The organism is Neorhizobium petrolearium (assembly GCF_017873175.1).
Classification (GTDB): domain Bacteria; phylum Pseudomonadota; class Alphaproteobacteria; order Rhizobiales; family Rhizobiaceae; genus Neorhizobium; species Neorhizobium petrolearium.
This window is the reverse complement of sequence record NZ_JAGGJW010000013.1, coordinates 1-13,627: the sequence shown is the minus strand read 5'-3', so window position 1 is coordinate 13,627 and position 13,627 is coordinate 1. Positions and strand designations below refer to the sequence as shown.

Sequence of the window (13,627 nt, the reverse complement as noted above, 5' to 3'; positions counted from 1 at the left end):
GCCCAGATATGGGCTCGACTCAGTTGCATGACCATCATAAGTTTCGCACGAAAAGCATGCGAAAATGTATGGGTAACGCGATGCGCACTCTTGAATGGAGCGATCTGCCCATCTTCCTCGCAATCGCTCGAGAGGGCACGCTCGGAGCGGCGGCCCGTCGCCTGAAACAAACGCAGCCGACCATGGGCCGGCGGCTCCGCGCGCTCGAAGAAGCGGTCGGGTTGGCGCTGTTCCAGCGCACCAGAGATGGTTTCGTCCTGACCGACGAAGGTGAGGCGATATTTGCGCATGCAGTCCGCATGGAAGAAGAGGCGCTTTCCATGCAGCGCAAGCTGGTTGGCAGTGTCGGCGGGCTCGAAGGCTTGTTGCGCGTCTCATGCTCCGACTGGTTCGGTGCGACCATGCTCAGCCCCGTGCTTGCGGAGTTCGCTCAACTCCATCGGAAAGTCACCGTCGAACTACTGACCGATCCCCGTCTCTACAGTCTTGCCCGCCGCGAAGCGGATATCGTTATGCGTATCGCGCCCTTCGACGAACCGGAGGTGATTGCGCGCAAGCTGGTTACAATCCCCTACGGTCTCTATGCCAGGTCAGATCACCCGAATGCGCGAAGAGGCGACGGCGCGGGATGCCCGCTGATCCTGATGGACACCGCTTTCGGCGGTATGCCGGATGTCGCATGGGTGACGCGGGCTCTTCCGAACGCGACGATCGTCTGCCGAAGCAACAGTCGGGAGATCCAGGCACGGCTTTGCGCCCTTGGTGCGGGGCTGGCGGTGCTGCCCCGTCCGCTAGGGGACGCGACCGCAGGCCTCCGACTGATCGATTTGGGTGAACAACCCCCATCCCGCGACACCTGGATCGGTTATCATCGGGATCTCAAGAGATTGCCGCGCCTGCGCGCCTTGCTCGATCTCATCCTCAAGCGGATCACCAGAGGATAGCCCTGCTAACGGCACAGACTGAAATCTGCAAGCAAATCTCTGGGAATCAGATCATTTGTCCGGACCGGTGACCTGCCACTGAGAATTTCCTCCAGAATGGATGAGAGACTGGCTGGAGTGCTCCCCCATTTCATCGGATAGTCGGGTAGGCTGATTTTGTCTCGGATGAACTGCCGAGGGAAAGCCATCTTGAGCGCGAAATGAGGATGGATTTCGATGTGATCCTCAATCCATCCATCGATCTGCCGGAGCGCGGCTTCAGCGTCCGGACGTGTTGAGATGCGGATATAGCCCCGTTTGATCGTTTTGACGAAGGCTTCGGAGATGCCGTTCGACTGCAGACTGGCGACGGGTGTGAAGCGGGGACGATCCAGCAATTGGCAGTCGTGCTCGGAACGGTGGCTGTATTGGTGAGAACAGTCCCGGAAACGGCAAAACCGCCCCCACTCAGACAGAGGCGGTTATTGATTGATGTAGGAACTGGTTGCGGGGGCCAGCTTTCATCATTACTTGCGCACAAAGCAAGCAATGATGGTTGCAGGTTTGACGCAGGAGTTTTTCTCTAATCTATCAACGACAACTGGGGCAACCCAGCGATTGCCGTCCACCCCCCATGACGGACTGTTTGTGGCGCAAGCATAAAAATTTATTAGAATGCGCCTAAGGTCGCCATCATCACAAAGCCGAGCCTCTCGTGTCGCGGTGGGCGGCTGGAAATATGCGACTTCCCTTCCGGCATTGCAACTCGACAATCGATCAAGGAAGATACGGGAGAACGCCACTTTCGTGATGTGCACCCACTTGAAGGAGCTTCTCAAACCAGGTGATCGAGGGGTGGCGACCCAAGGCACGGTGGGTAAGGGTAGAGATTGTCATAGGTGGGGCAACGTATGGAGCCTCTCGCCAAGTCAACCTGAAAGTTTTTTCAGCAAAACGCGCAAAACGCAAAGGGACATAAGCAACCATGTCGGTCGTCGCAAGCAGGGGCGGCACCGCCAGTATGTGAGAGAGGGTGGCACCCACACGCCTCTCAAGGCCTTTGTCCCTCAGAAGGCCGTCAAGGTACTGAGGGTTGCTCGTGACATACGCTCGCTCAAGCCCACTCTGGTCGATGACGGCACTTGCCACGGCGGAATCGCGACGCGAAATGAGGATGTCTATATGCGGATACTTGCCGAGCGTCTCGAGGGACATTGCGTCGTCGGCCGCAGGGTGGTCCGCCCGAAACATCCAGACATTGGGATCGCTGAAGAGATCCGTCTTCACGAAACGGGCTGGCACCGTTCCAAATGCCCCGGCCGCCAGGTGGACCGCACCGCGGTCCAATTCTTCGACGATGTTCACATCGTTCATCGGCCGGATCCAAAGCCGGACACCTGGAGCGCTTTTTGCGACAGCCTGCAACAGTGACGGTATGATAGTGCTCGTCACATAGTCGGACGTCGCAATCACGATCTCGAAATCTGCTGTGGCGGGATCAAATGCTGGCTGGCCCACCGCCGCGTCTATCTGACGAAGTGCAGAGCCGAAGGCTCGCGACAGCTCCATCGCTCTCGGAGTCGGATGCATACCGTCCGGGCCTCGCAGGAAGAGCTGATCATCGAAAAGCAATCTCATCTTGTTGAGCGCATGGCTTACCGCAGACTGGCTAAGCCCAAGCCGTGCGCCTGCCTTTGTAACGTTCCCCTCCTCCGCCAAAGCGTCGAGCACCCTGATAAGATTGAGATCCATAGCGCGTCCTGCCTATCTCAAAACCGACTCAAGCTCTATTTCTCGTCAGTATGAGAAACAGAGAAGAATGAATATAATGCATTTAACAAGTGCATTATATTCATTTCATTCATTAGCACTGAAAGCCTATCTCTTCGTCAGTTACGACACTCGACGGGAGACAGGGAAATGAACATGGCTGTCACAAACCTCCACGGAGGGGCAGAACAGATTAAAGGGAACGCGGATGAGGCGCTCACTGCTGCTTCCAAAAAAAAGCGGCGCAGAACCTTTCAGGCGCTCGCACGGAGCACCGTCATCGTCGCCGCGATCGGAATGGCAGTCGTCGTGCCGATGGGCTGGGGACATTGGGTCGCGGGCATGACCGACCAGTCTACAGACGACGCCTATCTCAAAGCCGATACCGCGTCTGTGGGGACAGAAGTTTCCGGCCGCGTGAGAAAGGTGCTGGTCGCCGACTTCCAGCATGTGAAAGCCGGAGAACTTCTCGCGCAGATCGATGATCGAGACTATCGTGCCCAGTTCGGCCGTGCCTACGCCACACGAAAGGCGGCCGCAGCGTCCGTTGCTATTCTTGAAAGCCAGATCAATCTGCAAGCCAGCGTCATAGCGCAGGCCGAAGCGAGCGTGAAGGCTGTCAAGGCGGACATGGAAAGGGCCGAAAGTGAGTATCTTCGGCAACAGGAGGCTTCGCGAATTGGCTGGTCGACAGCGCAAAAACGCGAAGCGGCAACTGCCGAAATGAAGCGCTATAGCGCTCAGGTCGAGGAACGGCAGACGGCAGTGGACGTCGAGAAGCAGAAAGTCGCTGTGCTTAGCGCGCAACTTTCGGAAGCTCAGGCCACATTGGACGCACAGCGTGCCGCCGTCGAACTTGCAAGGATCACCCTGGAACGGACATCGATCAGAGCACCTTTCGACGGCGTCGCAAGCGCCAGCAATGTGCGCCAAGGACAATATGTAAACGTTGGAACGAAGATCATATCCGTGGTTCCACTCCCACACCTCTACGTGATCGCCAATTTCAAGGAAACGCAACTTGGAAAGGTCAGCGTGGGCCAGCGCGTAACAATGACCGTCGATATGTTGCCCGGCAAATTGCTGCGGGGGCATGTTGCAAAGATCTCCCCAGCCAGCGGATCCGAGTTTGCCCTGCTTACGCCGGATAACGCCACCGGTAACTTCACAAAAGTCACACAGCGTGTGCCTGTCCGCATAGAACTCGATGACACAGGCGAAGTTGGCAAGTTCCTACGCCCTGGCATGTCGGTGGTGCCGACGATTCATAGCGACGAATTTGCCGGTAGAGAACAGGAGTGACAGACGATGACACTTCCCGCCATTCCGAGACCTTCGGCGTTTCTGCCTGGAGCCAGGTTACCGCCTTTGATTGCTGTATCGGCTGTCATGCTTGGTACATTCACGTCCATTCTGAATTCGAGGCTGACCGATATCGGCCTGGCAGACCTTCGCGGTGCTTTCGGGCTTGGCTTCGACGAGGCGTCGTGGCTGACAACCGCGTACATCACAGCTGAAGTGGCGGCGATTGCCGCGACAGTCTGGTTACGGACTCACCTCTCGCCGGCTATCGGCGTGATGGTCGGCGCTGCTCTGTTTTCGGTTTTCTCATTCCTTGCTCCGTTCAGCCCCTCACTGCCCATATTGTTGGCCCTGCAGGCATTGCGTGGTCTTGCCGCTGGAATGCTGATACCGATGACCTTCGCGGTCGTCATGCGCAACATCTCCCAGCAGCGACGCCTCTATGTCCTTTCCATCTACGCGCTGATTTCCGGCTTCACACCCAATTTGGCGATCTTCGCCGAAGCATGGATCATCGACCATCTCTCATGGGAGTATCTGTTCTGGGCCAACGTGATACCCGGCTCTCTGGCGGTCTTTGGCGCTTATTTCGCCAAGCAATGGGATACGGCAAAACTGCACCGGTTTCGCCGGCCGGACCTGTTCGGGCTTCTTACCTTGTCCCTCGGGCTGGCGTCCCTCGTCGCCGCGCTGGATCAAGGCAATCGCCTCGACTGGTACAATTCCGGTCTGATCACCGGCTTGAGCGGCGCGGCGGCGGTCTTGCTGCTTGCGTTCGTCGTGAACACCATACGACACCCGGTTCCGATGCTGGATCTACGGATTGTCCTTCAGAGAAATGCCGGGCTGGCCCTGTCGGTACTCTTCACGACGCGCTTTGCCACAATGGCGACAGCCTCCATAATCCCCCAGTTCCTCATACGCATCCAGGGCTACAGGTCCCTGGAGATCGGCAACTACTTTCTTCTGACCGGGTTGCCGCAACTTGTGCTCGCCCCTTTGGTAGCATGGCTTTGTTATCGGTTCGCGCCGCGTAATCTTATCGTATTCGGTGCGATGCTGTTCTCGGTAGGCGTGTCGCTGGCTGCCGTTCCAACACATGTCTGGAACGGCGATCAGTTTATGTCGTCCATGCTTATCCAAAGCATCGCAAGCCCGTTTCTGGCTGTTCCGGTCATGCTGATCATCACGGAAGACATCACCTTCCCGCAAATCCCCTGGATTGCGATGTGGGTTCATATCGTTCGAACTGTTGGAACCACAATCGCAACAGCGGCAATCACGACCTTCGTGCGCGTCGACGAGCAGGTGCGCTCGAACCTGCTTGGAACGCAGGTACAGCAAGGCGATCACGTTGTGCAAACATGGCTGGACACACTCGCCTCGTCCATGGGTTCGACGCTTGATGGCAAGGGACCCACCGCGGCAATGGGGCAGCTCGCAAAGCTTGTACAGCGTGAAGCCTATGTCCTCGCCTATGCCGACGCACTATCAGCTCTCGCGCTGATAACGCTCCTTGCTGCCATAGCGGGGATGCTGATGCGCCCGACAAAGGTGCCAGGCACGTTCTTCTGATGCCGTTTTGGGAGATATCGTAATGGGAATCATTATGGAGATCGACCCTCGCTCTGCGGACATGCGTGATATTGACTCGATCATCCGAGAAGAAGAAGATAACCACCCCATTGCTACCGCGGAGATTGCGAGCGACGAGCAGTTCGTCGTCGACAATGCTGTCGAGGACAGTCGTTCCATTCCTGGGGCGAGCGGCAGGCGTCTTTGAGCATCTGCTCCAATTCGTCCATGCCGTCGTCTGTCAGTGCGGTCACAGATTCGTCGTCTCCGGTGTACACGGAGATGATGCTGCCTTAGCTCAGATAATCATCGTTGGCGACGATTGCATGAAGAAGCTCCGGGTCCTCTTCGAGAATTTCGGCAACAAATTTAATCGTACGGACGTATGTGACTGTCGCCGTCAGGCGGCCTTTGCATCGATTGTGGTGATCGCCGACCAGTTCCACGGTTTTCTCCGATGCTCTTCACCACCCTCGACCGCGCCTGGCTCGTTGCACGTCGCGGTGGCGCGCTCGGCAACAGCTTTCGTGGAGAACGGCTATCCATCGCGAGGAGGGCGCGAGATCCGCTGGTGCCGATCGTCTCGACGATCTCATAGGTCTTGATGATGACTGATGGCGTCACCCAGCGCGTGCTCACCAGACGCTACGCAAGCTCGAACGCAACGGTATAGTGACGCGCAGGGTTCTGGATGGACGCGTGCTCGGCGTCGAATATGTGCTGTCACCGCTTGGGCACTCACTGCAGGAGTCGTTCTTGATCCTGCTCAACCGGACGCTTGAAAACATCAATGTAATTCAGGACTGACAATATAGCTATGATGCCCGTCAAGATCAGGCCGTAGGCTGAGCGCTGAGTGAAATATCAGCTTTCTGGCAAGGTATTCGAAAGATCGATGGGCGGCACGATCTTATTTACCTGCGAGCGCTGGATCGCACATTCATGGGCAAGAAAATCGACCAGCGCCCGCACCGATGGCAGCAGCCCGCGGCGGGTGGGAAAAACCGCGTGTACAATGCCTGCCACAGGTCGCCAGTCGGGAAGAACATGAATGAGCCGACCCGCTCTGATATCATCCCAAATAAAAATGGTCGGCAATTGTACCGCACCCGCGCCGGCAATTGCCGCATCGCGAAGCACCTTCATGTCATCGGTAATCAGGCGGGGCGAATGCGGAACGGTCGCGACTTGCCCGTCGGCGTGATGCAGCTCCCAGGCATAATCCCTGTGAGGCCGCTTCCAATCAAGGCTCGGCAGTCCCCTCAGATCGGCAGGCGTTTTTACGGAACCTGAAATCAGGCCGGGCGCGGAAACCAGGCACTGGCTGCTTTCATCGAGCCAGCGCATGACAAGATCAGTCGAATCAAGCGGCGGGAACCGTACCCGAATGGCCAGATCGATCCCTTCCGAAATGACGTCAACGCGGCGGTTCGTACTTTCCAGATGAATTTCGATGCCCGGATTCTGCATCATGAAACGCGAAATCAGCTCACCGAACTGAAACGACAGCAATGCCGTCGGACAGCTCATGCGTACAACACCGCGCGGCTCCGTCCTCACCCTGGCGATAACCTGTTCGGCAGCCTCAGCCTCGACAAGCATTGCCACGCAACGCTCGTAGAACTCGCGACCGATCTCCGTCACCGAAAATCGGCGAGAGGAACGGTTGAGAAGGCGCACGCCCAGACGTTCTTCCAGATGAAGAATACGACGGCTCAGTCTTGACTTCTGAATGCCAAGCGCACGCCCGGCTGGCGAGAAGCCACCATGGTCGACAACGGCCACAAAATAATAAAAATCGTTAAGGTCCTGCATCGTCCTTTTTGTAGGACGCTGCGTCGCTGTTTGCAATCTTTTTTCATCATCGTTGCGATGCTAGTCCTGCCTTCATCAAGCTCAACTGCAGCGTTGATGGAGGAAAAAATATGGGTAAGAAAGTCATTGGCCGCTACGGGAATGATCGGCAACATTGGGTCGGCGACGGTTTTCCCGTTCGCTCGCTTTTCTCCTATAATACCCTCGGCGCCCACATCAGCCCGTTCCTCCTGCTCGATTACGCCGGGCCATATGACTTTCAACCAACTACGCAGCGGCGTGGCGTCGGCAAGCATCCGCACCGCGGCTTCGAGACCGTCACCATCGTCTATGACGGCGAGGTCGAACATCACGATTCGGCAGGCAATGGCGGTATAATCGGGCCGGGTGACGTCCAGTGGATGACGGCGGCTGGCGGCATCATTCATGAGGAATACCATTCGGCCGCCTTCGCAAAGGCGGGAGGGACATTGCGCATGGTTCAGCTCTGGCTGAACCTGCCCGCCAAGGACAAGATGACATCGGGCGGCTATCAGAGCATCCTGAAGGCGGACATTCCCCAGGTCTCTTTGCCCGGAAACGCCGGGAAGGCACGGATCATAGCCGGTCAGTATCGCGCAATAAAAGGGCCGGCAAAAACCTTCACCCCCATCAACCTGTGGGACTTGACCCTCAAGACCGACGCAGTACTGACGCTCGATCTGCCCGAGAGACATACCGCGATGATCGTGGTGCTAAGCGGTCGGGTCGCCATCGATAACAACCATGAGGCAGGTGAAGCGGAGATGGTACTGCTCGATCCGGCAGGCCGCGAGGCTCGCATTCATAGCGATGGTGAAGCGCAGTTGTTGGTCCTGACGGGAGAGCCGATCGATGAACCCATCGTGGGCTACGGGCCGTTTGTTATGAACAACGAGGCTGAAATCAGACAGGCAATCGAAGACGTTGACAGCGGACGCTTCGGCATCGCCGCAGCATGATCGGGAGAGCCGGAAGCATACCGCATCCGGCTCCTCTTTCCTGTGGAAGGGTCCGCGCTCGCTCGTCCACTTGATCGAGGGCTTCGGCCCGCGCCAGCGCAAAATTCCAATCGATGAAAGAAACCTGCCAATGGCAAGCGAACAAATCCGCAATCCCCATACCGACCAGCTTCTCACGCCGCAAAACTCTGCCCTCATCGTCATCGACTACCAGCCGATACAGGTATCGTCGATCCGCTCGATGCCGCGCGACGAACTGGTCTTCAACATCACAAGCGTCGCCAAGGCGGCGGTCAACTACGATCTGCCGATCATCCATTCGACCGTCAATGTTGCAACCGGCCGCAACAAGCCGCCGATCGCCGAACTTCAGGACGTGCTCGGCCATCTGCCGACCTATGACCGTACCTCTATCAACAGCTGGGAGGATGTGGCGTTCAAACAGGCCGTCAAGGCCATTGGCCGCCGCAAACTCATCATGACCGCGTTGTGGACCGAGGCATGCCTAACCTTCCCCGCGCTCGATGCCATTCAGGAAGGTTATGAAGTCTATGTGCCGATCGATGCCGTCGGCGGCACTTCTCTTGCCGCCCATGAGGCAGCACTACGCCGCATCGAACAGGCTGGGGGAAAGCTGATCAGCCGCGTTCAGATGTATTGCGAACTCCAGCGCGACTGGGCACGCGAGGCGACGGTTCCGGGCTTCATGGGCGTGTTCGACAATTACGATGGTTTCAACGTCGAAAAAGCCGCCAAATAACCTTTAGCCGACAAGCAACAACCAAGATCCATGGCGATGGCGGCTCGGCTGCTGTCGCCGCATTTTGCAAGGAGAAAGCAAATGAGCGAGCTATTCATCGTCGTCGGGCTGAAGGCCAAGGCAGGCAAGGAAGACGAACTGCGTCGTGACCTGTCGGTCCTCGTCGAACCTTCTCGAAACGAGGAAGGTAATATCCGTTACGATCTGTTCGAGGATCAGAACGAACTGGGACGCTTTGTGTTCGTTGAGGAATGGGCATCCGTGGAAACCCGTAATCGACACCACGAGCATGGTCCGCATATTGCGGATTTTCATGCCAACGGGCGCAGCAATGTCGAAAAAACAGAGTTTGCACATATGCTCAAACGCGTTGTCTGACAGTTTTATCGCAGCGTAATCAGGCTGAACAAACTGGGACAAACGAAGGCTCTTCAGCAAGGCCACCTGTGTCGCGGCCAGTCTGGTTTGATTTCCAACTTCATCTCCCCCCTCCATAAAGGTAAATTTTCTTCAAGTGATTCAATCAGAAGCTCTTAGAGGATAGACTGGCTGAAGAACATCATCAGGGGGCCGATTTAAGATCTTGCGATCTGAAGATGCACGCGCCCAATCCGTTCGGTGTTCCCCGTTTAGCGACACAGTATTGCGTCAAAGCATACTATCGCGCCGCTTATTCAGATGACATCAATACCTCGGGCAACGTCTATTTGAGCGCGCGCCTGCCCGCATAACCTATCCGAACTAGAGCAGCGGCCAAGGACACACTCAGACCCTCTTTCCAGCAACTCCGCTTTCTGGGCCGTGTCCAGACTGTCGTGGGAAATGCTCGGAAGAACTCTCTTAAGAGACCACCGCGCATGACCCTACCGCCACATTTTGATTAACTCACGGAACGTCTCTATGCCTCCATTCTACACCCCCGGCCTGCCGCTCAGCCGCCGCGATGCTCTGATCTCGGCCGCGGCACTTGCTGCGAGCTTCACATTACTGCCAGGCACCGCGCGTGCCACGGAACCTGTCACAATCAACACCCCAGAAGGAGAACTCACCATGGGCTTTGTCACGACCGACGACGACGTTCAGATTTTCTACAAGGACTGGGGCCCCAAGGACGCCCAGCCCATCGTTTTTCACCATGGCTGGCCGCTCAGTTCCGACGACTGGGATGCGCAGATGCTGTTCTTCCTGTCGAAGGGCTATCGCGTCGTCGCGCATGACCGGCGCGGGCATGGACGATCGGAACAGGTTGCCGAAGGGCACGACATCGACCATTACGCAGCCGACGCCTTTGCCGTAGCCAAAGCGCTGGACCTGAAGAACGCGGTTCACATCGGCCATTCGACTGGTGGCGGCGAAGTGGCGCGGTACGTCGCGCGACATGGCGAGCCTGCGGGCCGGGTGGCCAAGGCCGTCCTCGTTGCCGCCATTCCGCCGCTGATGCTGAAAACCGACGACAACCCCGAGGGCACACCGATGGAGGTCTTCGACGGCTTTCGGTCGGCACTGGCCAGCAACCGTGCACAGTTTTTCCGCGACGTTCCGTCAGGTCCTTTCTATGGCTTCAACCGCGAAGGCGCGACGGTCCATGAAGGCGTGATCCAGAACTGGTGGCGGCAAGGCATGATGGGGAGTGCCAAGGCACACTATGACGGTATCAAGGCCTTCTCGGAAACGGACCAGACCGAGGATTTGAAAGCAATCACCGTGCCGACGCTGGTGCTGCACGGCGAGGACGATCAAGTCGTCCCAATCGCCGCTGCGGCTTTGAAGGCAGTCAAATTGCTGCCGAATGGCTCATTGAAGACCTATCCCGGCTTCTCGCACGGCATGTTAACGGTCAACGCCGATGTGTTGAATGAGGATATTCTGGCGTTTGTCAGCGGATAACAAGGCTTTGGGACGGAATACCCAAGCCAGTATGCCGACCAAGTCGGACCATCGCATAGTTCACCTGTCACACGATGGTCCGGCATCCTGAGCTTTGGTTGCGGGGTTGGGACGCCTGCAATGGTACTCCTCGGCGGGGCGGTGTTCGGAGCGGCCTACGTGATGCTCACCAGCGTCTATCTTGTCTGGGGAGTGCGCACCTTGGCCGACCGCCCCACTACAGGTTTAATGATCGCTTTCCTGACGATTGCCATCGGCCAGACGGCCGGCGCCCCGCTGTTCGGCCTGCTTCTGGGCAGCTTTGGCGCCATGCCGTCGGTGGCGACCTTCGCGGCCTTCGCGCTCGCTGCCGGATGCGCCCCAGAGAATACCGCGAAGTCCGGGATCGGATCCCGCGACAGCCGGTTTTGATCTGCCTCAATGGGCGCTCTGGCTCGTTGTCCGGACGCAAGCAAACCGACCAGTGACAGCTGATGCCCAGAAGCGGTCCAGACCTGCTTGGAACCTGTCAATTTAATGGGACAACGCACCGCAGTGTTAACTATGTGCCATAGCGTGAGTGTGGGCTAGGGTTTCTTCTTAAGTACCGATCATTATCACCGTTGTATGCCCTTCTAAAATCACTTCCTACCAGCAACCATAGCGGACTATTTCGTACAGTCGCGTAACTGCGAAGTGCTAGCGCTCGATGGTCTTTGTATCTGCGACCCGTTGGACCAGTCGGGCGTCGAGCGTTTCGAACTTGTTAGCGACATCAAGCTCGTAGACACCCGGACCGATGTCGGAAGCAACCCTTCCGTCTGAGCTCTGCGGGAGGCGGCCATAGATGGAGGCGAAGGCCGCGAAACCATCGTGGCCGGCTCCCGCCTGTGTGGCCAGATTGGTTATGTCGATCACGCGGAGGTTTGAATTCCGCGCTTCGACGAGAACTTGGGGATCATCGATGTTGGCTGCGCCGGCACGGAATTGCCCTCCGGCGATAAATCTGGATACCGACAGCGCCTGATCCTTCCTGGAGACCAGAACGGTGACGGGAGAGCGCAGGCGGCCTACGACCCGGAGTTGTTGAAGAAAGACTTCCGCGTCTATATCTGGCGCAGCGAGCGTGAGGTCGATGAGCTTGCCGAGGGTGCGCTCGTCTTTGGCAATCCGGATTTGCCGGACAGACTCCATAGTTAGCCAAGCCCCCATGCTGTGAGCGTAAAGTTTCATCCCCCGGACATGGCGGTCGCCAGCGACCCGCTCGACCACCCGGGCAAGCGCATCGCGCGAGAGTGTCACCGCGTCTTTGTCTGCGAGATACCCGGTGATCGCTGCTTTCGAAGGCCATGAGAACAGCACTGCTGACTGCGCGACCTGGACGTCGGCGGTGAGTTGAGCCGTGCGGAACAGCGATTCCGGAAAGTTGCTGTTGAAGCCGTGGACAAAGATGGCGACGTCGCGGCCGAGCCCTTCTCCGCGGGCGGCAGTGCCCCCGACTTCCGCAAAGAACCGCCTTTCATCGAGGCGCTCGGACGAAATGATCGCGAAGTGCCGGGTCGGGTCCGGCACATCCGTCGGCCATTCGATCTCGGTCGGTCGGTGGGTCGGGGGAATGGAGACGACAAAGCGAACATAGGCAGTTGTGGCCGTAAACCGGTCGGTCAGGAAGGTTGGTGTACTCGGATCGGTTGCCCGCGTACTCGCCACGAAGATGGTAACCTGCTTCGCGCCCTCGACGGCAGCCACCGGAGTGAGGACGGATGAGCCGGGCCGCGCGGCGCAGGCGCACAATGCAAGTGCCAGCGCCGTGATCAGTATGGCTGCCATGTATCGCCCGGATTGCTGTCGCCGCCTGATCGCCATCCCCTCCGCTCCCCATCGCGCGGAACAGCTTGCTTCTAACACCCCGATCGTAGACTGATTTCCGGTCACGCAGCCCCAGGTAATAATTGAAAGATCTCGCCGACTTCGCCGAAGAAGTGACTTCAGATCATCGCGGAACGCCATTTTCAATCTTTCTACTGAGGTCATCGGTAGTTCGTGCGAAGTGCAGCAACCCCATGCATATAGCCCTCTTCTAACGTTCGATCGGGCGTCACTGTAGTCTCGCCGCGCGCGAAACTGTGTCCTGCAATGAGGAACGCGAGGGAGAGGGTCGACGATTTGCAAAGCCTCGTTGAGATCGCGAATGCCGGCGCACAATAATACTATTTTCACTTGGCTGGATAAGGCTCGATGTCTGCCGACCAATAGTGTTTAGCAATATTCTGGCTGTTGCGGATAACGTGGTAGGCGATATCCGGATCGCCTCCTTGAAAAGTGTCCGGATCCGCACCACACATCAAACAATACATTTGCTGATGAACGACGCTTGCAAAATATTGCAGAACCGGCGTGGCGTCCTCCTGGCCGATTGCTCGCAGGTCATGGGCAGCCTGTTCGATCGCCTTTTCCAAAGCCGCCGAAACGGCAGCAGCCAACATCCTGTCCGCACGGCTGTTGACGACAGCGATTTGGCGTTCAGCCGGGGTAAGATCAGATCGTGTCCCATGACGTGGTGTAGCTTAGACGACCACGGCTCATCCCGGATGGCCGGATGAGTGTCAGCTTGCGGCTGGCAGGCTGATGAGCGG

14 protein-coding genes and 2 pseudogenes are annotated in these 13,627 nt (G+C 57.5%); 10 read left to right on the top strand and 6 right to left on the bottom strand.

What is annotated here, in order from left to right:
* The first annotated feature begins 80 nt into the window (after window positions 1-80).
* On the top strand, window positions 81-944 hold the full coding sequence (locus tag J2046_RS23275) for a LysR family transcriptional regulator (protein ID WP_210055957.1): 864 nt from the start codon (window positions 81-83) through the stop codon (window positions 942-944).
* A gap of 170 nt (window positions 945-1,114) precedes the next feature.
* On the opposite strand, the pseudogene J2046_RS23270 reads toward J2046_RS23275, so the two are convergent.
* Window positions 1,115-1,324: pseudogene (locus J2046_RS23270) on the bottom strand (integrase core domain-containing protein); the annotation flags it as partial.
* A 376-nt stretch (window positions 1,325-1,700) separates the two neighbouring features.
* Entirely contained in the window at window positions 1,701-2,675 is a 975-nt protein-coding gene (locus tag J2046_RS23265) for a LysR family transcriptional regulator (RefSeq protein WP_151615523.1), read from the bottom strand.
* A 168-nt stretch (window positions 2,676-2,843) separates the two neighbouring features.
* Here J2046_RS23265 and J2046_RS23260 point away from each other — a divergent pair, with 168 nt between their 5' ends.
* Window positions 2,844-3,995 carry an HlyD family secretion protein gene (locus J2046_RS23260; protein WP_151615522.1) on the top strand — a complete coding sequence of 384 codons (1,152 nt, stop codon included), beginning with the start codon at window positions 2,844-2,846 and terminating at the stop codon, window positions 3,993-3,995.
* Between the two features lie 6 nt (window positions 3,996-4,001).
* The gene (locus tag J2046_RS23255) at window positions 4,002-5,570 is read left to right on the top strand and encodes an MFS transporter (RefSeq protein ID WP_151615521.1); all 1,569 of its coding nucleotides are present in this window, start codon (window positions 4,002-4,004) and stop codon (window positions 5,568-5,570) included.
* A 127-nt stretch (window positions 5,571-5,697) separates the two neighbouring features.
* Here the strand turns inward: J2046_RS23255 and J2046_RS23250 are convergent.
* A pseudogene (locus J2046_RS23250) lies at window positions 5,698-5,974 on the bottom strand (hypothetical protein); the annotation flags it as partial.
* 53 nt (window positions 5,975-6,027) lie between these two features.
* Between J2046_RS23250 and J2046_RS23245 the strand changes: the two are divergent.
* Together J2046_RS23245 and J2046_RS23240 are read left to right on the top strand one after the other, a co-directional pair.
* Window positions 6,028-6,168: a hypothetical protein gene (locus J2046_RS23245; RefSeq protein ID WP_192799920.1), complete on the top strand. Its 141-nt coding sequence runs from the start codon at window positions 6,028-6,030 to the stop codon at window positions 6,166-6,168.
* Window positions 6,169-6,242: 74 nt separating this feature from the next.
* The gene (locus J2046_RS23240) at window positions 6,243-6,377 is read left to right on the top strand and encodes a hypothetical protein (protein WP_235916949.1); all 135 of its coding nucleotides are present in this window, start codon (window positions 6,243-6,245) and stop codon (window positions 6,375-6,377) included.
* A 57-nt stretch (window positions 6,378-6,434) separates the two neighbouring features.
* Here the strand turns inward: J2046_RS23240 and J2046_RS23235 are convergent, their stop codons facing one another.
* A complete protein-coding gene (locus J2046_RS23235) occupies window positions 6,435-7,385 on the bottom strand; it encodes a LysR substrate-binding domain-containing protein (protein ID WP_151615520.1) in 951 nt (316 codons plus the stop codon).
* 110 nt (window positions 7,386-7,495) lie between these two features.
* On the opposite strand from J2046_RS23235, the gene J2046_RS23230 reads away from it, so the two are divergent.
* The 5 genes from J2046_RS23230 to J2046_RS23210 all read left to right on the top strand — a co-directional run bounded on the left by J2046_RS23230 (window position 7,496) and on the right by J2046_RS23210 (window position 11,423).
* Complete coding sequence (locus J2046_RS23230; protein ID WP_151615519.1) at window positions 7,496-8,365, top strand: pirin family protein; 870 nt, start codon at window positions 7,496-7,498, stop codon at window positions 8,363-8,365.
* A gap of 130 nt (window positions 8,366-8,495) precedes the next feature.
* Window positions 8,496-9,125: a hydrolase gene (locus J2046_RS23225; protein WP_210055956.1), complete on the top strand. Its 630-nt coding sequence runs from the start codon at window positions 8,496-8,498 to the stop codon at window positions 9,123-9,125.
* Between the two features lie 36 nt (window positions 9,126-9,161).
* Window positions 9,162-9,503, top strand: coding sequence for a putative quinol monooxygenase (locus tag J2046_RS23220; protein WP_210055955.1), 342 nt, complete (start codon window positions 9,162-9,164; stop codon window positions 9,501-9,503).
* A gap of 672 nt (window positions 9,504-10,175) precedes the next feature.
* Window positions 10,176-11,012, top strand: a complete 837-nt coding sequence (locus tag J2046_RS23215) for an alpha/beta fold hydrolase (RefSeq protein WP_233470230.1) — start codon at window positions 10,176-10,178, stop codon at window positions 11,010-11,012.
* A gap of 120 nt (window positions 11,013-11,132) precedes the next feature.
* Entirely contained in the window at window positions 11,133-11,423 is a 291-nt protein-coding gene (locus J2046_RS23210; RefSeq protein WP_210055951.1) for a hypothetical protein, read from the top strand.
* A gap of 267 nt (window positions 11,424-11,690) precedes the next feature.
* On the opposite strand, the gene J2046_RS23205 is transcribed toward J2046_RS23210, so the two are convergent.
* Together J2046_RS23205 and J2046_RS33945 are read right to left on the bottom strand one after the other, a co-directional pair.
* The gene (locus tag J2046_RS23205) at window positions 11,691-12,821 is read right to left on the bottom strand and encodes an alpha/beta hydrolase (protein ID WP_210055950.1); all 1,131 of its coding nucleotides are present in this window, start codon (window positions 12,819-12,821) and stop codon (window positions 11,691-11,693) included.
* Window positions 12,822-13,207: 386 nt separating this feature from the next.
* Entirely contained in the window at window positions 13,208-13,507 is a 300-nt protein-coding gene (locus J2046_RS33945; RefSeq protein WP_325169782.1) for a hypothetical protein, read from the bottom strand.
* Window positions 13,508-13,627: the final 120 nt, after the last annotated feature.

Bases quoted from the DNA above. Each gene is read 5' to 3' on its own strand.
- J2046_RS23275 (WP_210055957.1), top strand. From the start codon at position 81: ATGCGCACTCTTGAATGGAGCGATCTGCCCATCTTCCTCGCAATCGCT.
- J2046_RS23265 (WP_151615523.1), bottom strand. From the start codon at position 2,675: ATGGATCTCAATCTTATCAGGGTGCTCGACGCTTTGGCGGAGGAGGGG.
- J2046_RS23260 (WP_151615522.1), top strand. From the start codon at position 2,844: ATGAACATGGCTGTCACAAACCTCCACGGAGGGGCAGAACAGATTAAA.
- J2046_RS23255 (WP_151615521.1), top strand. From the start codon at position 4,002: ATGACACTTCCCGCCATTCCGAGACCTTCGGCGTTTCTGCCTGGAGCC.
- J2046_RS23245 (WP_192799920.1), top strand. From the start codon at position 6,028: ATGCTCTTCACCACCCTCGACCGCGCCTGGCTCGTTGCACGTCGCGGT.
- J2046_RS23235 (WP_151615520.1), bottom strand. From the start codon at position 7,385: ATGCAGGACCTTAACGATTTTTATTATTTTGTGGCCGTTGTCGACCAT.
- J2046_RS23230 (WP_151615519.1), top strand. From the start codon at position 7,496: ATGGGTAAGAAAGTCATTGGCCGCTACGGGAATGATCGGCAACATTGG.
- J2046_RS23225 (WP_210055956.1), top strand. From the start codon at position 8,496: ATGGCAAGCGAACAAATCCGCAATCCCCATACCGACCAGCTTCTCACG.
- J2046_RS23220 (WP_210055955.1), top strand. From the start codon at position 9,162: ATGGCGGCTCGGCTGCTGTCGCCGCATTTTGCAAGGAGAAAGCAAATG.
- J2046_RS23215 (WP_233470230.1), top strand. From the start codon at position 10,176: ATGGGCTTTGTCACGACCGACGACGACGTTCAGATTTTCTACAAGGAC.
- J2046_RS23210 (WP_210055951.1), top strand. From the start codon at position 11,133: ATGGTACTCCTCGGCGGGGCGGTGTTCGGAGCGGCCTACGTGATGCTC.
- J2046_RS23205 (WP_210055950.1), bottom strand. From the start codon at position 12,821: ATGGCAGCCATACTGATCACGGCGCTGGCACTTGCATTGTGCGCCTGC.